Source organism: Hyphomicrobium sp. (genome assembly GCF_019753045.1).
In the GTDB taxonomy this organism is placed as follows: Bacteria; Pseudomonadota; Alphaproteobacteria; order Rhizobiales; family Hyphomicrobiaceae; genus Hyphomicrobium_B.
Genome location: NZ_JAIELN010000021.1, coordinates 1 through 21,226 on the forward strand (window position 1 = coordinate 1; position 21,226 = coordinate 21,226).

The window sequence follows — 21,226 nt, forward strand, 5'->3', positions numbered from 1 at the left end:
GAGTTTATTTCGTTGCCGCCGGGGCGCCCGCAGCCGCAGGCTGCTTTTTACTCGAACCAGCCGCGGGCTGCTTCTCACTCGAACCAGCAGCAGGCGTCGAAGGTGCCTGGTCGTCTGGCAGGGGACCGCCAAGCCCTGACGGCGGACGGAACGGGGCCCGCCACTCGCTGCGCATAGGTAGCGGAGCCGAAACCGCGTCCGCTTCGGCGGAACCCGCAGCAGGATCGCAATAGCGCTTCTGATAGAGGCCGGCGATGAAGTCGATCGACTTGCCGTAGGCGCGGTCAGCCGCCCAGCGGCGTGCAAGATCGCCGAATGTCACCGGACGCCCGAGACGCTTCGACTGAGCTGCGATGTCGTCCTGGTTCTCCCGCGTGCGCTTGGCGACTGGAGCCGCGAGACGTTCGCCCGAATAGGCGACGAGATGCTGGATTTGCGCGTGAACGCCGGTCTGGATGTTGGGGAAGAATTCGCCACGAACGCCACCGCCGGTCGCGCCGATTCCGGCGAAGTTGTTTTGATTTTCCCAAACGTCGCCGCGCTTGCCGCCTTCACGACGGAACTTCAGGTAGTTGGTCTCGATGACCATCTGGTAGAACGCATAGTCCCACCGCACGCGCCAGCCATCGCCGTAGTATTTGTACCAGTGCGCAATTTCGCGGTAGCGCGGATCAACATTCGGATTGCGTTCGCTGATGAACGCCATGAGCCGCTCGGGCGTAACGCAGGCGGGAACTTTGTTGCTTTCGCTCGTCCGAATGGGAGGAGCGGCGTTGGCGGCGTCGGTCGCTAACGCGAACGACGCAGACGCTAGAGTGCAGGCAATAATACGCGATACAAGCGACTTAGTCGCCATTCAACTATCCTTTGAGATTATGTGTTGGTTTCAGCCGTCGGGGCAGAGCTCGAAAGCTTTGTCGAGGGCCTGGGAGGGATTGGAGAATTCGCCGACTGTCTCGCCGCCCTTTGCGTAGGCTGCGATGTAAGCGTCGGCTTCTCGCTTTTCCGATCCTTCGTTGACGTCGAGGACGGTATAATTGTCTTGCTGATCGGCGCGTGCGCGGATGATGACGGAATGACCGCCGCCATAGCTCGCCGTCCAGACCTTGCAGTTCGGTTTGACGCCCTTCGGCGGAACCATGATCGCCGACTTCGTGGCGGCGCCCGCCGTGACGGACGCTTTCGTTCCAGCGCCGAGTGCGGCCGTCTGGATTTTCTTCGTCGTGGTCTTCTTCGCGGGAGCCTCGACGGGAGCTGAATCCGCCGGACCGCGCGCATCAGCTGTCGCGCCCGACGCATCGGTCGTAGACGAAGCATCGTCTGACGGTGCGGCAGCGTTGATGATCTTGAAGGCTGTGGGTGTCTGGTCCGCGACTTCCGGTTCACCGACCGCCGGAGTGACGTTCGCTGTCTCGATCAAGGATTCGCCGCCAAGGCCCGAGCGTACGAAGGAGCCGGACTTGCGGGCTTCTTCAACGGCACGGCGAGCGAGATCGGCGCCGGAAAGCTTGGCCGCCGACTTGTTCGAGTCTTCAATAGAAGCGGTTTGCACGCGCGCAGCGTCGGCATCGGCACCGGCCTTGGCCTGAGCGTTGCCCGTCTTCGCATAGGCAAGAAGTTCAGGCTGCGGATCGGCGCCCTTGCACGGGCTGCCGTAGAACGCTTCCGCAAGAGCGGCGATGTCCCGGGCATAGTGACGAGACGTCGGCGCCCACTGCTTGGCAAGCTGGGTGTAATCGATCGGTCCGTTGAGCGTCTTCTGCCAGTCGGTGAGAACGCCCCACTCCTGGACCTTGCGCGTGCGCTCGGCGACCGGATCGTCGAGATGCTCGCCCGCATAGAGAAGGAGATGCTGGAGATGTGCTTTAACGCCGGTGCTGACGTCGGCGAAGCTTTCGCCGGGGACATGCTTGCCCGTGGCGCCCATGCCGGCGAAGTTGTTCTGCTTAGAGGAGACGTCGCCTTTGAAGGTCAGGTTGCCCGTCTCGAGCATCATCTGGAAGAACGCAATGTCCCAGCGGATATTGAGTTCGTTGCCGACGCGCATGTAATCCGCGGCGATTTTTTCGAAGCGCGGATCGATGCTTCGGTTCCGGCTTGCGAGGAAGCCCATCAGCCGTCCCGGCGTGGCACACGCCGGAACCTTGTTCTTTGCGCTAAGTTTAACCTGTGGAAGATCCGCTGCCTGAACCGGCAGAGACATGGCAGCCAAAGGCATGGCTGCTGCGATGACGAACGCCAGCGGCGTCCGAGCACGGCCAATCATGAATACACCCTTGAGCACGCGGCACCCTCGTAAAGGCGCCCAACAAAACCATTAAGGTTCGTAGACGCTTAACGTTAATAAAATGTTGATAAACCCCCTGTGGGATCCCGAATCGAGAGTCGCGGACCATTTGGGCAGCAATGAGAAAGATGCGCGGTCAGATTGCGGCAGGGGCGAGCGGCCGCAACGTTTGGTTTACGTTAAATGCTGCCCCCCATCGAGGGCGATCATCTGACCGGTCAGGGATGGCGTGGCGAGGATAAACCTGACTGTCGCCGCAATTTCCTCGGGCGAGGCGCCGCGTTGGAGCAGCGTCGACTGGCTTTCCCGAACGAAGTCGTCGTCGGTTTGATGGATGCTGCGCATCACAGGGCCAGGACCGATGGCATTGACTCGGATGCGCGGCGCGAGCGCCTGGGCGAGGGTTCGCGTTGCCGTCCAAAGCCCGGCTTTCGAAATCGTGTACGAGAAGAATTCCGGCGTCAGATTCCAAACGCGCTGATCGATGATGTTGATGATGTTGCCTTCGCAACCTAACGGCAGGTTCGCCGCCATCGCCTGCGCGAGAAACATCGGCGCTTTGAGATTGATGCCGAGGTGAAGATCCCAAGTGGTATCTTCGAGGCTCTGGATTGTGTCGGGTTGAAATTCCGAAGCGTTGTTGATGAGCACGATCGGCGGGCCGAGGTCGCGGACGACGTCGGCCATGAGCCGTCGCGAGGCGTCGGGTTCGGCGAGGTCGGAGCGGAACGATTGTGCGCGGCCGCCTCTGTCCACAATCTCGCGAACGAGGCTCTCGGCTTCGTCATCTGATTTCCGATAGTGGATGGCGACGGTCCAGCCGTCGCTGGCGAGATCCATCGCAAGCGCCCGGCCAATTCGGCGTGCGGCCCCGGTGATAAGAGCGGTCCGAGAGTCGTTCTGAGGCTGGTTCATGATCTCTGTTTACTTGGGGGCCGGGCGGTCCGGAATAGTGACTTAGCGAGCACAGAGTGGCTAGCACAAGCACAAGACGGAATCCCGCCGCCAAGTCGAACGAGAATCGCGCACTTCCAGTTGCCAACGTTTTCAGCACATTGCCGCAGGCTTCGCGCTGTCGACGGCGCTACTGTGCTCAAATTCAAGGCATACCTGCGGGATGCTAGCTTCTTATCGCAGCAGAGTGTCCCGACGGCGACATCGTCAGTATAAGTCGCAATATGCGACGTGTAATGACTTGTGTGGTTTGCGTGAAAAAGTTTTCCTAGCCCCAGAGCGGCAGAGAGAGTCGCTGTGTCCGCATAGAGCGGGTGCGGCGAGCCGCAAATCTGGGACGGGGGTTTGTCTTATGACGAATATAAAGGGTTTCTTGGGGGCTGCTGGATTCGCGGCAATCGCAGCGATCAGTATGTCTTCTGCTGCACTCGCGGATGATGATGGAGAGCGGAAGTTCGGCTACTCGATCACCATTACAGGTACGAGCGACTATATCTTCCGTGGTATCTCGCTGACGAATAACGATCCGGCCTTCCAGCCGTTCATCGAATTTACCTACGGAACGCCGAGCCTCACGTGGTATCTTGATTTCTGGGGATCCAACGTCAACGACGGTCTTGGCGATCCATGGGAATTGGACGTGTATGCGGGTGTCAGGCCTGTAACGGGACCAATCAGCTGGGATTTGGGTGTCTTGTACTACTCGAACCCAAGCCATCAGGCTTCGACAATCAATCCGACGGACGCCGGCACGGACTATGTCGAATTCAAAATTGCGGCGACGATCACGCCCATTACGAACCTGAGCCTGACCGCCGTTGGTTACGCCACACCTGACGTCGGCTTTGCCTCGCCGGTAACGGAAACGGGCGAACTCGACGTTGCCTACACGCTTCCTGCTTGGGGCATATTTACGCCGACGATCAGCGGCGCGGTAGGTTACACCCATGCGGAGCGAGCGGGCACCTTCGACGCATGGTGCCCGAGCGATCACTGCGATCCTTCACAAATCAATCCCGGCACAGACGCCTACACCTACTGGAATGCGGGCGTTAAACTGACGGTAGACAAGTACTTCATGGACTTCCGGTATTGGGATACTAGTATCAGCAAGCAGGATGACCCAAACGGTTATGCCGATGCCCGTTTCGTATTCCAGGCTGGTGTAAACATCCCGTAATCGAGACGACCTATTCCGTCGCAGTATTAAACCGGGGCCTATGCAAGGCCTCGGTTTTTCGCGTCGGGTGCGTTTGCAATTCGAAGACCCGTGACATGCCCAGCTGATCGCGGAACGCGATCAGCCGGCATCCCCATACCCTCAAGTTTTCACCAACGGCCTCGACGCTTTGACTTGAGAAATTCCGCAACTCACGCCAGAGATTGATGCGAGGGGTTCCCTGGTCATCTGCTGCTCAATCCGTGCTCATATCGGTCTTCGCGCTCGTAATCTTGACCACGGTGATCGCCGGCGCGGTCCTGGTGCCGCGTTTCCTGACGCACCACGTCCGGCTGGCGAACGCACCTGACCAGCCGCGCGCATTCGGCCGCGACATGGCTTGGCTTGCCATCCAGACGGACGACGGTGACGCCGTGGCTGCCGCGCTGGGATTGACTGGCTTGCGTCCGGCAAACTGGGATTCCGGCATCGGTGCGATTTATGGCCCCGAAGTCTCGGACGGACTTCTCTTCATTTCACCCCCCGTGCGGGGCTGGACGATCGTCGCCGGCGAAGCGCTGCCGGTACCGGCTGGGTCTCCGTTCATCGACAAGATGACGCCGCTGCTGAAACATCTCGGAAAGAAGTTTCGCAGCGTCCAGTACTTCGCCTCCTTCCCGATCATCGACTTCTATGCGTGGGCGCGCGTCGACAAGGGACGCGCCAAAAGAGCGTTCGCAATAGGCGAGGCAGGTATCGTCTGGGATTTGGGGAAGCCGACGTCTGAGGAGAGGCGGCTCGGCCTCTCCTACATCGAGGTGAGGGGCATCACGGAGCGGCACGGCGATGTCGGCGGACAGCTGTTGCTGCATCCGACCGAGGAGAACGTGTTTGGTGTCGCCGCGGGCTGGAGCCTTAATCCGATGACGCTGGAGGGTTTCAAGCATCCCCGCGGAGTCGGCTGGATTGCGGACGCGCCGCGGTCATGGCGGCCCGAGCGAGCCCGTAGAGTGGCCTGACCGCACAATTCGATATCGGAAGCGACTTCAGTCTGCAGTCACTGCGTGGCCGTCGCCGCGCGCGCCTCATTCTGCGGGATCACTGAGCGTGGCGGCCGTAGTCGTAATCCATTCGCGGCCCCGGAAGCGGAGACGATCGGTCGGTTGCAGCCGGACTTCCGTTCGCGGATCCCGACCGCTGGCCCGATGGCTGATTGTCCGTCGCCGAACGTGCCGGCGGAATGAAAACCTGGTTGGCCGTGCAGAGCTTGCGCCGCGTTTCGTTTTGGCCGCACGAACGTGGCTTGCCGTCTTTCGACAGGCACAATCGGACTTCCCTCAGACTTGCGGCCGCACCGCCGCAAACGACGGCGATCATATCCGGCCGAAACTGCGGGTTGGCCCGCAGGAACTCCCGCTCCACATCGGCAGCCGAGACGGTTTGCGACTCGAATGGATTTCGAAAGCGGTCGGGAATGTTGATGCTGTCGAACAGCCGATGGGCGGTCGCGAAGTATTGCGCTGGGTCCATTCCCGAGCATGTCCCGTGCGTCCGGTACTCATGGATCACGAGCCCGCGGCTCGGCATGACATCGAGCATGTTCGAGATGACGGAGTCCGGCACGAACGGTCGTCGCGGCAATCGGCAATTCGACGGGTAGCCGTTTTCATATTGCGGCCAGAGGCCGTGGAGGACAAATGAGTAGCGGCGGCCGTCGCGGCGATTGCATTGCGTGTCGTCGTCCCGGTCGCGGCCCTCTCCTGCGCAGTAGGTCGGGCTCCACGACAGAACGAGCGCGTAATAATCGAATTCGCCCGGCACGTTTCGGCCGTAGCCGCCGTAGCCGTTGTCCGAACCGTTGTCGTTCGAACGAGAGCCGTAATCTCCGTTATCGGCGCGCCTGTTCGATCCGCTCGAGTTCGATCCGCTCGAGCCGCTGCTCGCGCCCGTGTTCCCGGTCGTCACATTTCCAGGCGACAGCGCCGTCCGCTGCTCGATGGCGAAATGCGCGATGTACACGCCAAGCAGCGCGAAGACCAAAATCGTGAGAAGAATATGTGGTCTCAGCATTTCATCGTCCCGGTCGGGTTACGTGCGAAGTCGCGCCACGGCGATGGCGCCAGAGCCTACGCGGATTGCTTTGCTAGCGCCGCAAGAATGCGCACCCAGCTGCGAGCGCCCTTCTCGAAGCTTCGGACATTGTATTTTTCGTTCGGCGAATGAATGCGGTCGTCGTCGAGGCCGAAGCCGATCAGCAGGCTGTCCATGCCGAGCGCATCGCGGAACGATGACACGATCGGAATGGACGCGCCGCTTCCCATCAGCACGGCAGGCTTTCCCCATTCCTCTTCGAGCGCCTGCGCTGCCGCACGCATCGAAGGATCGCTGGTGTCGAACATGATCGCGCCCGACCCACCCCGATGGCCGAGCCACGTCGCCTTGCAATCGGCCGGAATGAGTTTTTCGACGAAGTCGTGAATGGCCTTCAGCACGTGATCGGGATTTTGGCCCGGAACGAGCCGGCAGGTGATCTTCGCCGATGCTTTTGCCGGAATGACGGTTTTTGTGCCGGCGCCCTGGTATCCGCCGGTCACGCCGTTGAACTCGAGCGTCGGCCTCGACCAGAGCTGCTCGATGACGGAGCGGCCCTCTTCGCCCGCGGGAACCTTGAGCCCGACGGAGCCGAGAAACGTATCGGCCCTGACATTCAGCGACTGCCACTGCGCGAGCTGCTCGGCCGTCGGCTCCTTGACGCCGTCATAAAAGCCCGGAACGGCCACCCTGCCGGTATCGTCATGCAGGGCTGCCATGACTTTGGCGAGTACGCGAATGGGGTTCGCAACCGGACCGCCATAGATGCCCGAGTGGAGGTCGCGCGTCGGGCCCGTAATGATGAGCTCGTCACCGGCGAGGCCCCGCAGCATCGTGGTGATGGCGGGCGTATCCTTGTCCCATTGGCCGGTGTCACAAACGAGCACGAAGTCGGCTTTGAGTTCGTCGCCATACTTGGCCAGGAAGGCCGGGAGGGACGGCGAACCGCACTCTTCTTCGCCCTCGATCAGCACCGAAACGGCGATCGGAAGATTGCCTGCAACCGTCTTCCAGGCCCTTGCCGCCTCGAAGAAGGTCATCAGCTGGCCCTTGTTGTCTTCGGCGCCACGAGCAACGATCACGTCGCCGTTCTCCGGCTCATTCGCGATGCGTGGCTCGAACGGAGGCGTTTTCCACAAATCCAGCGGATCCGGCGGCTGCACGTCGTAATGGCCATAGAAAAGGACGTGCGGCATATTCGGATCGCGATCGAGCCGGTCATGGGCGACCACCATGGGATGACCGCTTGTTGGCACAACCTTGGCCTCGGCGAACCCGATGTCTCGAAGCGTCGCCGCGCACCACTCCGCGGCTTTGACGCAGCTCGCCTTGTAGGCTGGGTCGGTCGATACGCTGTCGATGCGCAAAAGTTCGAACAATCGATCGAGACCCGCCGACTTCGATTGGCCGAGGGTGTCGAGAACCGTTTCAAGCGTGCTCATCGTGCTAGTCTTTCCGGGTTGCTGGCTGCGGCGGGGGAACTTGGTTCCCAAGCTAGGAATAGCGGGTCTCATTTGCTATGCCACCTCTCCCTGCGCCAACCACTCGTGACGAGAATGGTGGGCAGCATGAAGACCGCATTGGAGGTCTGATGGCACAGCCAAACGCCGACGGCAAAAAGAAATGGGTTTATGCCTTCGTGCCGGGTAGGGCCGAGGGCAGCGCCAGCATGGCCGAACTGCTGGGCGGAAAGGGTGCCAATCTTGCCGAGATGGCGTCCCTGGACTTGCCCGTGCCCCCGGGCTTCACAATTACGACCGAGGTTTGCGAAGCCTTCTTTGCCGCAGACCACAAGCTGCCCGAGGCCCTGAAGGGCGAGGTCATGCAGGCGCTGGAAGCCATCGGCAACACCGTTTCGGCAAAATTCGGCGACGAGAAACGTCCGCTCCTCGTTTCGGTGCGATCAGGCTCGCGCGCCTCGATGCCGGGCATGATGGACACGATTTTGAACCTCGGTCTCAACGACAAGACGGTCGAGGGCCTGGCGGAGCTGACGGGTGACGCGCGCTTCGCCTTCGATAGCTATCGCCGCTTCATCCAGATGTACGGCGACGTCGTGCTCGGTGTCGATCACGGGGCCTTCGAGGACATTCTCGAGAATTTCAAAAACCTGAACGGTTTCGCGGCCGATACGGACCTCGACGCCGAAGCGTGGCACGAAATCATTGCGGACTATAAGGCGGCGATCGAGCGCGAACACGGCGCGCCGTTCCCGCAAGATACGAGCGAGCAGCTTTGGGGCGCGATCGCCGCAGTGTTCGATTCCTGGCACAACCCGCGCGCCGAGACCTATCGTCGGCTGCATGACATTCCTGACGACTGGGGAACCGCCGTCACGGTTCAGGCGATGGTCTTCGGAAACCTCGGCGACAACTCCGCGACCGGTGTTGCCTTCACCCGCAATCCGTCGACCGGCGAGAAGGAAATCTTCGGCGAATATCTTCCGAATGCGCAGGGCGAAGACGTCGTCGCCGGCATCCGGACGCCCCACGCTTTGACAAAGAAGAACACCGGCGAAGCATCGGACGCTTCGCTCGAGGTTGCGATGCCGGAAGTGTTCGCGGAGCTGAGAAAGATCTTCGATCGCCTCGAGCGGCACTATCGCGACATGCAGGACGTGGAATTCACCGTCCAGCTCGGAAAGCTTTGGATTCTGCAGACGCGCTCGGGCAAGCGCACGACGGAAGCCGCGCTCAAGGTCGCAGTCGACCTCGCCGCGGAAGGCCTCATCACGCAGGATGAAGCCATTCTGAGAATTGAGCCGTCGCAGCTCGACCAGCTATTGCATCCGGCGATCGACCCCGTAGCCGAACACGATCTGATCGCGAAGGGCCTGCCCGCGTCGCCCGGCGCGGCTTCCGGCGAGATCGTGTTCCACTCGGAGATGGCGGAAGCACTGAAAGCCAAAGGCCGCGATGTCATCCTGGTCCGTTCCGAGACGAGCCCCGAGGACGTGCACGGCATGCACGCGGCCGTCGGCATTCTGACCGCGCGTGGAGGCATGACCAGTCACGCCGCTGTCGTCGCGCGCGGCATGGGCCGGCCCTGCGTATCGGGTGCTGGAACGCTCAGGATCGACGCCAACGCCGGCATCATGCGGGCCGGCGCGCGCACGTTCAAATCCGGCGACATCATCTCGATCGATGGCAGCACGGGCCGCGTCTATGCCGGCAAGGCGAAGATGCTGCCGCCGCAGCTTTCCGGCACGTTCGGCACGATCATGGAATGGGCTGACGCCACGCGCCGCATGAAGGTGCGCACCAACGCCGACACGCCGCGCGATGCCCGCCAGGCAAGATCGTTCGGCGCCGAAGGCATCGGCCTCTGCCGAACCGAGCATATGTTCTTCGAGGAAAAGCGCATTCTCGCCGTGCGCGAAATGATCTGCGCGGAAGACGAGGAGGGGCGCCAGCAAGCGCTCGACAAACTCCTTCCCGTTCAGCGCGCCGACTTCGAGGAGCTGTTCGAGATCATGGCCGGGCTGCCGGTGACGATCCGCCTGCTCGATCCGCCGCTTCACGAATTCCTGCCCCACGAGGATCGCGAGGCGGCGCAAGTCGCGGCGGCACTTGGCATGGATCTCATGCGGCTCAAGGCGCGCGTCGCCGAGCTCGAGGAATTCAATCCGATGCTCGGCTTCCGCGGCTGCCGCCTCGGCATCAAATTTCCCGAGATCACGCGCATGCAGACGCGTGCGATTTTCGAAGCGGCCGTCAACGCCCGGAAGAAAACTGGCGAGGCGATCCGTCCCGAGGTCATGATCCCGTTCATCGCCTATCGGCGCGAGTTCGAGATTTTGCGCGAGGTGATCGCCGAGACGGCAAAGGCCGTCGAAACGGAACAGGGTGTCCCCATACCCTACGATATCGGCACGATGATCGAGCTGCCCCGGGCTGCTCTGCGCGCGGCCGACATCGCAGCTGGACCGTTGGGCGCCGACTTCTTCTCGTTCGGCACGAACGACATGACGCAAACTGTGCTCGGCCTCTCGCGCGACGACGCGGCGCCCATTCTGTCGAACTACCTCGAGCACGAGGTGATCGCGATCGATCCGTTCGTATCGATCGATCAGGCGGGAGTTGGCGAACTCGTCAAGATCGGCGTTGAGCGCGGCCGTTCAGCGAAGCCCAATCTCAAGACCGGCATTTGCGGTGAGCACGGCGGCGATCCGCGATCGATCGGCTTCTTCGAGACGGTCGACCTCGACTACATCTCTTGCTCGCCCTATCGCGTGCCGATCGCACGTCTCTCGGCGGCGCAGGCCGCTATTCGCCGGCGGCGCCGCGAACAGAAGGCGTCCTAGTAGCCGTTGTCGCGCCGGTCGATCTCGTCGAGGCGAGGCTGCCGCGGACGCGGACCTTTGTACTTCGGAAGGAACAGCAACCAGAGAACGACCGGCGGCACGACGAAGCTCCAGCCGATCCAGTAGGAAAGATCACGGTTTTTGATGCCGGCCAAAATGCCCGCGAGAATTGAAGCGGCGATTGCGGTCCCGCCCCAAAGCACGATCCACTGCATCGCCATGGAATTTCCCTCCATGTCCAACCGGACACTCCTTTTAGCACGTCCTGCCAAATGCGAGTTGCCCGACGCGAACGCCGGGAGCGCAGTGCCAAATGCGCAGTGACTATGGCGAATTCAAGCTTTGCGGGCCGGTGACTATTTCCCGGGCGTCACAAAATCCAGCCCGAGATCGAGAACAGGCGCCGAATGGGTGAGCGCGCCGACCGAAATCATGTCGACGCCGCTTGCAGCAATGTCTCTAACCGTATCGAGGTTAACGCCGCCGCTGGCTTCCGTCAGGCACCGCCCCGCCACAATGGCGACTGCTTTCCGAAGTTCCGCCGGAGCCATGTTGTCGAGGAGCACGCAGTCGATCTTGTCCCGCATGACCACTTCGAGCTGATCGAGTGTGTCGACTTCGACCTCGATTTTCGTCATGTGCCCGGCCGTCGCCTTGGCGGCTTTGATCGCGGCTTCGATGCCGCCTGCCGCGACGATGTGATTGTCCTTGATGAGAACCGCGTCGAACAAACCGAAGCGATGATTGTGACCGCCGCCGCACCGCACGGCATATTTTTCAAACGCCCTCAATCCGGGCGTCGTCTTGCGCGTATCGACGATTCTGGCGCTGGTCGCCGCCACCGCATCGACATAACGGCGCGTGAGGGTCGCGATCCCGCACATCCGGCCCATGAAATTCAATGCGACGCGTTCCGCCGTAAGAATCGCACGCGCGTTCCCCGAAATGCGCGCGATCGTGCCGCCGGCCGCCACCGCGCTGCCGTCCTCGATCTCGATTCTGAAGGCACATTCGGGATCGAGTTCGCGGAACGCGGCTTCCGCTAATGCCAAGCCGGACACGATGCCGGGCTTGCGCGCCGCAAGGAGAGCCACTGTGCGTGCATCCGGCGAGACCGTCGCGTCCGTGGTGATGTCGCCGCTGAGCCCGAGGTCTTCTTCGAGCGCGTTCCGTACGGCGGCAAGAACAAGATTGGGGAGGAGTGTCGCGAATGAGGAAGAGGGGGCCGTCATGTGCCGCATGGAGCTAGCGCCGGTGGTTCGCAGTGAGCTTTTTTTGGCTTTTCACCAACCGCTTCCAGATCGGCGAGCGTGATGAACGTGCGGCGCGCAAGCGCCGGATTGGTTTTCGGATAATCGGTGCGGTAATGACCGCCGCGACTTTCCTTCCGAAGCAGCGCCGCCGCCGCGATCAACTGCGCGGCGAGAAGCATGTTCGACAGGACGCGATCGTTCGAACTTGCAGCGCTAAGCGTCCTGAGCTCCGAAAGCGCCGTTTTCAAACCCTCACCGGAGCGCTGAACGCCGACGTACTTCGTCATGATGCTGCGCAACGCGTCCATGGCCTCTTGCCGCGACGCCGTATCGGCCGCGCGGCCGCTCCCGGGAATACGGTGCGGGACGACGAAGTGGCCCACGCGATCGTGCGGGAGAAGGTTGCGAATGTCGCTCGCGGCGCGGGCACCGAAAACGACGGCCTCGAGCAGCGAATTCGACGCGAGCCGATTGGCGCCGTGAAGCCCAGTCGAAGCAACTTCGCCGACGGCCCAAAGTCCCGTCAGGCTGGTGCGCCCGTTCGCGTCGGTCGCAATCCCGCCCATGTGATAGTGCTCGGCCGGCGCCACCGGGATCAGCTCCTTCGACGGGTCGATGCCCGCGCGCTGGCAGTGTCCCCAGACGGTCGGATATTCTTTTTCGAAATTGGCGCCGATCGCCGTGCGGCAATCGAGATAAACGCTGCGACCCGCGTTGAGTTCGTTGTAAACGCCGCGCGCAACGACGTCGCGTGGCGCGAGTTCTCCACGCGGGTCGATCGCAAGCATGAAACGCTCGCCATCCGAATTGACGAGCGTCGCTCCTTCGCCGCGAAGGGCTTCCGTCGCGAGCGGCGCCGGATCTATGCCCGCGTCGATGGCGGTCGGATGGAATTGCACGAACTCCGGGTCCGCGATCACCGCGCCCGCGCGTGCGGCCATCGCAAGCGCTTCGCCTTTTGCATAGGAGGGGTTCGTTGTCAGCGCGAACAGCGCGCCGACCCCGCCTGTCGCGACGACGACCGCGGATGCCGGAACGAAGGCATATCTGCCGTTGCCGAGAGCCGTCGGCCGGATCAGCCGGACGCCTTCGATCCGATCGTTCGCAACGATGAGATCGTCGGCTTCGTATCCTTCGAGCACGCGTATCGACGGCGTTGCGCGCACGGCCGCGATAAGCGCTTGCATGATTGCGGCGCCCGCCTTGTCGCCCGACACGCGGACGACGCGCTTCTCCGAATGCGCCGCTTCCTTGGACAGAATGTAGTGACCTTTGAGATCGCGGTCGAAAGGTACCCCGTAGGCCAGAAGATCGCGGATCCGGTCGGGACCCTCTTCGGCAACCAACCGTGCGACGTCCGGGTCGACGATGCCGGCTCCTGCCTCGATGGTGTCGGCGGCATGCTTGGCCGTGCTATCGCCTTCGCCGACAGCGGCCGCGATGCCGCCCTGCGCCCACATGCTCGACGCGCCTTCACCGAGCGGTGCGGCGGCAATGACTGTCACCGGCAGCGGCGCAAGCTTCAGCGCGGTGAAAAGTCCCGCGAGCCCGGCGCCGATAATAACGACGTCGCCGGGGCCTGGCTCGCCTTTGAAACCCTTGAACTCGGTAGCGGCGCGACGTTTCGTCGGTGCGGCCATGAGATTGCCCTCCTGGGGCATGTGGTCCCGAAGAGCTAGTTGGTGAGATTGACCATGCGTTCGACCGCGCGGCGCGCGCGCTCGGCGACATCCGGATCGACGGTCACCTCGTACTGCATGTGCACGAGGCTCTCGTAGATGTTTTCAAGGCTGATGCGCTTCATGTGCGGGCAAAGATTGCAAGGCCGGATGAACTCGACGTCCGGAACTTCGACGGCGACGTTGGACGCCATCGAGCATTCGGTGACGAGCATAACTTTCCGGGGTCGCTTGTCCTTCACCCAGTTGATCATCCCGGACGTAGAGCCGGTGAAGTCGGCGGCTTCGATCACATCAGGCGGGCATTCGGGATGCGCGATGATCTTGAGGCCGGGCTCGTCGGCGCGCATCGCGCGAAGCTCCTCGCCCGTGAAGCGCTCGTGCACCTCGCACGCGCCCTTCCAGGCAATCACCTGAACCTTGGTCTGCGATTGTACCCACTTCGCCAAATACTGGTCAGGAATGCAAAGCACGCGGGGCACGCCGAGGCTCTCGACAACCTGGACGGCATTGGACGACGTGCACGTGATATCGCATTCGGCTTTCACCGCTGCTGATGTGTTCACGTACGTGACAATCGGCACGCCAGGATAAGCCTCGCGCAGCATGCGGACGTCTTCGGGCGTGATCGACGAGGCGAGCGAACAACCCGCGCGCATGTCCGGGATGAGAACGGTTTTATCGGGCGAGAGCAGTTTCGACGTCTCGGCCATGAAGTGCACGCCGGCCTGCACGATGACCTTCGCATTGGTGCGTGCGGCTTCCTTGGCGAGCTGCAGCGAGTCCCCGCGGAAATCCGCGACGCAATGGAAGATCTCCGGCGTCATGTAGTTATGCGCCAGTATGACCGCGTTGCGCTGCGCCTTCAGCGCATTAATCGACTTGATGAGAGGCGCGTAGTGCGGCCACTCCATCGGGGTAATGATGTGCTTAACCCGGGCATAAAGAGGCGCCATCTCCGCCTCGAGGGCGGGGGACCAGGTAAACAGGGGCGCCGTTTTCGCCCTATTCCGGGGCGAAACCGGCGTCGCCAAGCCTGAGACAGAAACAGCCATTGTAGTCGCCCTCCATATATGCTCGAAACGAGCATATTCGGGGTGTGGATTACGCCGGCACATTCGCCGCTCACACCGTGCATCGAAATGCTCGCCGCGAGCACTCCTGAACACTGATAAAATAGTGGAAGTTCGAACAAATTTCCAGGGCGGAGGTTCCCGCCCTGGAATTTCGACCATGGGTCGTTAGCTGCGGCTTGGAGGTGCCGAGACCCTGACGCCGGGTGCCGGTCTCTCGAGAAGGACTTCGCGGCGGAAACGGAAAAGTTTCGCCGGGCGTCCACCTGTCCGCGTTTTGACTTCTCCCGTCGGTTCGACGAGGCCTGCGCCTTCGACGAGTCGCCGGAAGTTTTGCTTATGGAGATGCGGACCAAGAATGGCTTCGACAGTCTTCTGAAGCTCGTAGAGTGTGAACTCGTCGGGCATCAACTCGAAGACGACGGGCCGGTATTTGATCTTGGCACGCGTGCGGCTGATCGCAGTCGCAAGTATCCGCCGGTGATCGGCCTGCATCGGAAGACCGAGTTTGGGCCTGTCGGTCCATTCTTCGGCGCCGTTGCGTCCATCCCGTGCAGCTTCGTCGGCAAGACCCGCTTCGTAGAGAAGCTCGAAACGCTCGAGAACCTTCTCTTCGTCCCAGGCAGTGCCATCGAGGCCAAAGCAGATACGTGCTCGATCGCCACGGGCGATCGAATGCTGGGTGCTCGTCGTCGGCGTGGGCTTCTCGGCCCATGCTTTGAGACGGGGCTCAATGTCCCGGGCGATGATTTCGGGCCGCCCGCGACGCCAGTCTTCCCAAGGAAAATATTGGTACCAACTCCGCCAGAGACCATTGGTTAATCCATGGTGTCCGACGGCCTGCGTCAATGCAAGATAACCAATTGAAACATAATTCGGCGCAACATCGCCAGGGGTGGCGTGCCGGCCGCGATCAGCAAATGTATAAAGTTGCTCGGCATAGCCGAGGTCCAAACCGGTCTGGTCTTGAACCCAGGCTCGTAAGCCGCTCTCCAATGTTCTGTGCTCGCGCGGATTAAAAGGCCCGAACGGCAATACATCTGTTGCGCCTATGCTGTCCGGATCGCCCCGGACGACAAGTGCGACTGGTTCGTTATCGGATACGGCGACGATCGCCGCATTTAGTCCGATGCCGAGAGAAGGCTCTAACTCGTGGTCGTCTTCTGGTGCGAGTTGAGACTTTTCAGGCGTCGGTTTTCTCCTGCCAGAAAGTTCCATGTTCATGTTTGTCTTCCCCGTGCTCCCCATGAGGCGAGCTAGAGGGCGATCATGGCGATTTTCAGATAGTCGCCCCAAATGAAAAACGCGAAGTAGCCCCAAATTCGCCAGATTGTCAGTGCGGAGACAATTTCTCAAATCTCAAAAGAAACTGAGTTTGAGCATCCTTCGCCGATACGGGGTGGAGAACGGAGAGAACGCTATGAAGTTCCGTGGGCAGCTTCGGAATTCCAAAAAATTCTTCCGCCTCGGCTGTTTCGAAGCCGGCGAGCAGCGTCGCTTCGTAGTAGGCCGCGACCGTATCCGCATCCTTGATTGCCGTCGCAGCAGCGACACTTAATTGCCCAACACCGAACCGCCGATGGATCGCGTCGAGCAGATTGAGTTCGAATGCCTTGTAGTCGAGTCCGATGGCGGTTTTGAAAGGGCTGATAAGATCGCCGATGACGTATTCAGGCGCGTCGTGAAGCAACGCAGCGAGACGTTCGTTCGATGTCGACGCCGGCCACAGAGCTTCGAAGATGTCGGTGACGACGAGGCTATGCTGAGCGACGGAGAAAGCGTGATCGCCCTTCGTCTGTCCGTTCCATCGCGCAACGCGTGCGAGCCCGTGCGCGATATCCTCGATCTCGATGTCGCGAGGCTCCGGCGAGAGTAGATCGAGCCGGCGCCCCGACAGCATGCGCTGCCAGGCTCTCGGCGTTTTCGCGCGTGATGGATTCATAGTCCTGCGATCTTCAGCTTCTTTTGAAGTTTGGCACATGCGCCGTGTCTGAAGCACGAGACGAGATGATCGTTGACCATGCCCGTCGATTGCATGAATGCGTAAAGCGTCGTCGATCCGACAAAGCGGAAGCCGTCGGCTTTGAGTGCTTTGCTCATTCTCTTGGAAACGTCGGTTTCGGGCTTGATGTCCTTCGTTGACGCGAGCGCGTTGATAATCGGGCGACCCTCGACAAAGCCCCAAATATATTGGGCAAACGGCATCCTTTCGGATATCTCAAGATACATCTTTGCGTTCGAGATTGTGGCCTCGATCTTCGCGCGGTTCCGGATGATGCCTTCGTTTTTGAGTAGGCGATCGATATCGCGCGCAGAGTAAGAAGCGATGCGCGCCGCGTCGAAATTGTGGAACGCCTTTCTGAAATTTTCGCGCTTACGGAGGATCGTGATCCACGAGAGTCCAGCTTGAAAACCTTCGAGCATCAGCTTCTCGAAGAGCGCGCGATCGTCGGTCATCGGCACGCCCCACTCTTCGTCGTGATAACGAATGTAGGTGGCGTCCGCGCCGGCCCACGGACAGCGTTCGATCTCCTTCGATGTGATCATGACGAAGGTAGAGCCGCTGCCGATCGCGCCGCTGCCGACGCGCGGTAATTCTCGAGTGCGGTATGGTCGACAGTGATCGCGACGCCGCCCGCTGTGAGCGTCTGATGTTTCTCCTGCGCTTCGAGAGCTCGGTCGAGCCGAAGCATGGCGATGGCATCGCGACCGTCGACGGTGCCGATGCGTCCGATCGCGACGTCTCCGATCAGCACATCGTCGTTTGAGGAGAGAGGTGCTGCGCCGGAAATCTTGACGGCGCGTTTGCGTACGACGGTCTTGTTCTGCATCCGCGCGACGATCTCTTGTCCGACGTAACAGCCCTTGGAGAACGACACGCCGTTGAGCAGATCGAAATCCGCTTCATGCGGATATGCGTCGCCGAAATTGTAGTCTCGTCCGCCCTCAGGCACGCCGAGCGAAACGCGAAGCGCATCGTAATCGCGAAGCGTATTTGGAGCCTCGAATCCGGTCGCGGAATCGTCGGCCGATCGGGTGTCGATCAGGTGGCGAACGCCTAGAAGTGAATGTCTGGGGTCCGAAAAATGCATGGCGGAATTGCGTTGAAAACTCGTCGCGCCGTCGCCCCACGCGGCCTCGATTCCAAACGACTCCGAAATGTCGGTGATGATGACATCGGCGCGAAGCTTGTACATCGACAGCCGCTTTACCAGATCACCGGCACTCGAACGGAGAACATCAAGTAAAAATCCGTCTCCGTGACGGACGACGAAAAAGTCGAAAAGGATTTTGCCTTGCGGCGAAAGTAGCGCCGCGTGATGCGCGTCGCCTTGGGCAAGGCCCTCGACATCGTTCGTCACCAGCCCTTGCAGGAGCTTTTCGCTGTCCTTGCCGGTGACGCTGACAACACCACGATCTGCAAGGCGCACTAGCTTTGCGGCAGACATGAATTTCACGCCTCAGTTGCAAATGAGGGAAGAGTTACGTATGCGGGCTTTTCTCGTATGCAAGCCTAAGGAGCACCGCAAGATGGTTGAGACGTTCGACGTCATTATTCGGGGCGCGACGGTGGTCAACCATGACGGAGAAGGCATCCGCGATATCGCAATTCGGAGCGGAAGGATCGCCGCCATCGGCGATCTCGGCAGCTCGGCCACTGCCCCGGAGATCATCGAGGCGAGGGGCCTGCACATACTTCCCGGTGTCATCGATACGCAAGTGCATTTCCGTGAGCCCGGCCTTGAGCATAAGGAAGATCTCGCGACCGGCAGCCGGGCGGCGGTCGCAGGCGGGGTGACGGCAGTTTTCGAGATGCCCAACACCAAGCCGCTGACGACGAGCGCCGAAACCCTCGCCGACAAAGTCCGCCGCGCGCGCCACCGCATGTTCTGCGACTTCGCATTCTTCGTCGGCGGAACGCGGGATAATGTGGCGGACATCCCCGAATTCGAGAAGCTCGAAGGCTCGGCGGGCATGAAAGTGTTCATGGGGTCGTCTACCGGCGATCTCCTCGTCGATGATGGTGTGACACTCGACCAGATCATCGCCAAGATCTCGCGCCGGGCATCCTTTCATGCCGAAGACGAAGCCAGGCTCAAGTCGCGGATGCATTTGCGGCGGAAGGGCGATCCCTCGTCGCACCCCGAATGGCGCGATCCGGAGGCAGCCCTCATCGCAACCAAGCGGCTCGTCGGTATGGCCGAGAAGCACGGCAAGCGCGTCCACGTGCTGCACGTCTCGACGGCCGAGGAGATGGAATTCCTGAGGGATCACAAAAAGTACGCGACCGTCGAGGTGACGCCCCATCATCTGACGCTCGAGGGCCCGGAGTGCTACGAGCGCCTCGGTTCCTACGTTCAGATGAACCCGCCCGTTCGGGACGCGCGGCACCGCTCGGCGATCTGGGCCGCGCTCCAGTCAGGGGTAGTCGACATTCTGGGGTCGGATCACGCGCCGCATACGCGCGAGGAGAAGGATCACGTCTATCCGGACACCCATTCCGGAATGACCGGGGTGCAGACGCTCGTTCCGGTCATGCTCGATCACGTCAATGCGGGACGCCTGTCCCTTCAGCGCTTCGTCGATCTGACGAGCCACGGCCCGCAACGCCTCTTCGGAATTCGCTCGAAGGGGCGTATCGCCGTCGGTTATGACGCCGACCTGACCGTCGTCGATCTGCATCGGACGGCAACCATTACGAACAAGTGGATCGAAAGCCGCGCCGCCTGGACGCCTTACGATGGCGTGAAGGTCAAGGGCTGGCCGGTCGGAACGTACATTCGCGGCCGGAAGGTGATGTGGGAGGGGGAGATTATCGGCCCCGCCAGTGGAGAGCCCGTCGGTTTTCTCGAGGGCTTCGCCGGCTGAGGCCGAAAACTGATGCTGAACCTGCTGCCGGTCAGCCTTCGCTGCCGGTTTTGGCGACGCGCGACAGTTCCGGCGGCAACTGCTTCAGCACATGGACGGTCGTGCCGACCTCGGCGAGGCCCGAAAGGTGGACGACGTTACCGTTGGTCATGCGAATGCAGCCCGACGATGACGCCGTTCCGATCGAGGAAGCTTCATTCGTGCCATGGATGCGGTAGAGTGTATTGCCGAGATAAAGCGCCATCGCGCCAAGCGGATTGCGGACGCCGCCCGACATCCGGACGGGCAGCTCCGGTCTCCGCTTGCGCATCTCCGCCGGCGGAATCCAGTCCGGCCAAGCTGCTTTCCGCGTGATCTTTTCCGTGCCCGACCAGGCAAAACCCTGCTTGCCGACGGCAATCGGATAACGATAGGCCGTCGAGGAATCGAGCACGTAATAGAGGCGCCGTCCCGCCGTATCGATCACGATCGAACCGGCTTCATAGCCGCTGTGGAACGGCACCTTCGGTGGCGCCTTCGCGGCAATGCGCGGTTGTCCGCCACCGGTCAGGGAACCCGGCGCCTGGCCGGGAACGCTGCGGTCGCTCGGTGCGGGCTGGTCCCAATCCCATCCCATTCCGAAAAGCTGCTGCCCGTCTCTGCGGGCACTCTCGCGCTGTTTGCGATCTAGCTTTTTGGGTGCAACGTATCCGTAGCTCTCTTCGGAAGGATGAAAGGCATAAGCCGGCGCAGCAATGGCGCAGCTCAGAACCGCTGCTGCCAAAAGCGACATACTCTTCATCGACAAAGTCCCTCGCTCTTCGTTTAACTTGTAACGAGCGGAATAACCCTTTCCGTCGGAGCTTGAATACCCGGCTGCGGCAATTGGCGATGCAAGGCGAGCGCATCGGAGCAATGCGCTGACGTTCAGTCTGCTTTTTTGAACGAGGTCCAAGAACCGTCAGCCGCGATGACGAGGCGCCACCACAGCCAGCGCTTTTTTTCCCGCATTTCTGCGGCCTTGGCTGGCGTGACGAGACGGTATAGATCGACTTCCTCGGCAGGCGTGAGCTTGTCGATTGGACGCTCGGCGAGATAGGGCCAGACATAGATCAGGTTGTTCTCGATGTCGTTGCCAAGCGGCAGGGCGACGGGCGGCATCTCGAATGCCTGAATGAGTGCCGCGAGAATTTCCCGGCCCTCGTGATCCTCCGAATGCTCCTTCAGCGCTTTGATCGGATCACCCGCTGCGTCGATGCCGAGGTCCGGCACGACCCCGCTGACTTCAAATGCTGTCTTGAGTTCCTCGATATTGCCCGAGCGAGCGGCCGTCAGGATCACATCGCGAAGGTCTTCGACATGAGGCGGCAGCTTCACGTTGTTGTTGCCGGCTTCGTTGGCCCCCGCCGCTGCAACGTGGACAAGTGCGGCTCCCGCCACTACGAGTACTATTAATACCCCAAGCAGGCCCGTTCTCTGAAGGAGCGCCTGCCGGACAGACCTAAGTCGCCTTTTGCATGTTGCCCGAGGGATTTCCCACATTGCAGTTGCGCCTTCCGTTGATCCCTGTAGCCGTCGC

The 21,226-nt window shown here is 61.2% G+C and carries 19 protein-coding genes; 4 read left to right on the forward strand and 15 right to left on the reverse strand.

Translation table 11 applies throughout. The features are described from left to right. Positions 1-4: 4 nt before the first annotated feature. The 3 genes from K2Q04_RS19775 to K2Q04_RS19785 all read right to left on the reverse strand — a co-directional run bounded on the left by K2Q04_RS19775 (position 5) and on the right by K2Q04_RS19785 (position 3,202). Complete coding sequence (locus K2Q04_RS19775; RefSeq protein WP_291166779.1) at positions 5-856, reverse strand: glucosaminidase domain-containing protein; 852 nt, start codon at positions 854-856, stop codon at positions 5-7. Positions 857-886: 30 nt separating this feature from the next. Then, a complete protein-coding gene (locus K2Q04_RS19780; RefSeq protein WP_291166781.1) occupies positions 887-2,284 on the reverse strand; it encodes a glucosaminidase domain-containing protein in 1,398 nt (465 codons plus the stop codon). Between the two features lie 177 nt (positions 2,285-2,461). After that, a complete protein-coding gene (locus K2Q04_RS19785; protein ID WP_291166783.1) occupies positions 2,462-3,202 on the reverse strand; it encodes an SDR family oxidoreductase in 741 nt (246 codons plus the stop codon). A gap of 451 nt (positions 3,203-3,653) precedes the next feature. Between K2Q04_RS19785 and K2Q04_RS19790 the strand changes: the two genes are divergently transcribed. Together K2Q04_RS19790 and K2Q04_RS19795 are read left to right on the forward strand one after the other, a co-directional pair. Next, a complete protein-coding gene (locus tag K2Q04_RS19790) occupies positions 3,654-4,421 on the forward strand; it encodes a TorF family putative porin (RefSeq protein ID WP_291166785.1) in 768 nt (255 codons plus the stop codon). A 206-nt stretch (positions 4,422-4,627) separates the two neighbouring features. Beyond that, positions 4,628-5,419, forward strand: a complete 792-nt coding sequence (locus K2Q04_RS19795) for a hypothetical protein (RefSeq protein ID WP_291166787.1) — start codon at positions 4,628-4,630, stop codon at positions 5,417-5,419. A gap of 79 nt (positions 5,420-5,498) precedes the next feature. On the opposite strand, the gene K2Q04_RS19800 is transcribed toward K2Q04_RS19795, so the two are convergent. Together K2Q04_RS19800 and K2Q04_RS19805 are read right to left on the reverse strand one after the other, a co-directional pair. Further along, positions 5,499-6,470: a ribonuclease T2 gene (locus K2Q04_RS19800; RefSeq protein WP_291166789.1), complete on the reverse strand. Its 972-nt coding sequence runs from the start codon at positions 6,468-6,470 to the stop codon at positions 5,499-5,501. Between the two features lie 56 nt (positions 6,471-6,526). Continuing rightward, positions 6,527-7,933 carry a dipeptidase gene (locus K2Q04_RS19805; protein ID WP_291166791.1) on the reverse strand — a complete coding sequence of 469 codons (1,407 nt, stop codon included), beginning with the start codon at positions 7,931-7,933 and terminating at the stop codon, positions 6,527-6,529. Between the two features lie 149 nt (positions 7,934-8,082). Between K2Q04_RS19805 and ppdK the strand changes: the two genes are divergently transcribed. Next, positions 8,083-10,794 carry a pyruvate, phosphate dikinase gene (ppdK, locus tag K2Q04_RS19810; RefSeq protein WP_291166792.1) on the forward strand — a complete coding sequence of 904 codons (2,712 nt, stop codon included), beginning with the start codon at positions 8,083-8,085 and terminating at the stop codon, positions 10,792-10,794. On the opposite strand, the gene K2Q04_RS19815 is transcribed toward ppdK, so the two are convergent. From K2Q04_RS19815 to K2Q04_RS19850, 8 genes are all read right to left on the reverse strand, one after another. Beyond that, positions 10,791-11,015 carry a hypothetical protein gene (locus K2Q04_RS19815; protein WP_291166793.1) on the reverse strand — a complete coding sequence of 75 codons (225 nt, stop codon included), beginning with the start codon at positions 11,013-11,015 and terminating at the stop codon, positions 10,791-10,793. The two genes, ppdK and K2Q04_RS19815, sit on opposite strands and share 4 nt — an antisense overlap. Before the next feature lie 135 nt (positions 11,016-11,150). After that, positions 11,151-12,026 carry a carboxylating nicotinate-nucleotide diphosphorylase gene (gene nadC / locus K2Q04_RS19820; RefSeq protein ID WP_291166879.1) on the reverse strand — a complete coding sequence of 292 codons (876 nt, stop codon included), beginning with the start codon at positions 12,024-12,026 and terminating at the stop codon, positions 11,151-11,153. After that, positions 12,023-13,687: an L-aspartate oxidase gene (locus K2Q04_RS19825; RefSeq protein WP_291166794.1), complete on the reverse strand. Its 1,665-nt coding sequence runs from the start codon at positions 13,685-13,687 to the stop codon at positions 12,023-12,025. The genes nadC and K2Q04_RS19825 overlap by 4 nt, the downstream gene beginning before the upstream one ends. Positions 13,688-13,722: 35 nt before the next feature. Further along, positions 13,723-14,781, reverse strand: coding sequence for a quinolinate synthase NadA (gene nadA / locus K2Q04_RS19830; protein WP_291166796.1), 1,059 nt, complete (start codon positions 14,779-14,781; stop codon positions 13,723-13,725). 186 nt (positions 14,782-14,967) lie between these two features. Beyond that, a complete protein-coding gene (locus K2Q04_RS19835) occupies positions 14,968-16,023 on the reverse strand; it encodes an NAD regulator (protein WP_291166797.1) in 1,056 nt (351 codons plus the stop codon). Between the two features lie 109 nt (positions 16,024-16,132). Beyond that, the gene (locus tag K2Q04_RS19840; protein ID WP_291166799.1) at positions 16,133-16,741 is read right to left on the reverse strand and encodes an HD family hydrolase; all 609 of its coding nucleotides are present in this window, start codon (positions 16,739-16,741) and stop codon (positions 16,133-16,135) included. Next, complete coding sequence (locus K2Q04_RS19845; RefSeq protein WP_291166801.1) at positions 16,738-17,346, reverse strand: DNA-3-methyladenine glycosylase I; 609 nt, start codon at positions 17,344-17,346, stop codon at positions 16,738-16,740. The genes K2Q04_RS19840 and K2Q04_RS19845 overlap by 4 nt, the downstream gene beginning before the upstream one ends. Next, positions 17,343-18,248, reverse strand: coding sequence for a folate-binding protein (locus K2Q04_RS19850; protein ID WP_291166804.1), 906 nt, complete (start codon positions 18,246-18,248; stop codon positions 17,343-17,345). Before K2Q04_RS19850 ends, K2Q04_RS19845 begins: the two co-directional genes overlap by 4 nt. Positions 18,249-18,330: 82 nt before the next feature. On the opposite strand from K2Q04_RS19850, the gene K2Q04_RS19855 reads away from it, so the two are divergent. After that, positions 18,331-19,668 carry a dihydroorotase gene (locus K2Q04_RS19855; RefSeq protein WP_291166806.1) on the forward strand — a complete coding sequence of 446 codons (1,338 nt, stop codon included), beginning with the start codon at positions 18,331-18,333 and terminating at the stop codon, positions 19,666-19,668. A gap of 31 nt (positions 19,669-19,699) precedes the next feature. Here the strand turns inward: K2Q04_RS19855 and K2Q04_RS19860 are convergent, their stop codons facing one another. Together K2Q04_RS19860 and K2Q04_RS19865 are read right to left on the reverse strand one after the other, a co-directional pair. Continuing rightward, positions 19,700-20,449, reverse strand: coding sequence for a L,D-transpeptidase (locus tag K2Q04_RS19860; protein WP_291166808.1), 750 nt, complete (start codon positions 20,447-20,449; stop codon positions 19,700-19,702). 125 nt (positions 20,450-20,574) lie between these two features. After that, on the reverse strand, positions 20,575-21,087 hold the full coding sequence (locus K2Q04_RS19865; RefSeq protein WP_291166810.1) for a hypothetical protein: 513 nt from the start codon (positions 21,085-21,087) through the stop codon (positions 20,575-20,577). Positions 21,088-21,226 lie beyond the last annotated feature (139 nt).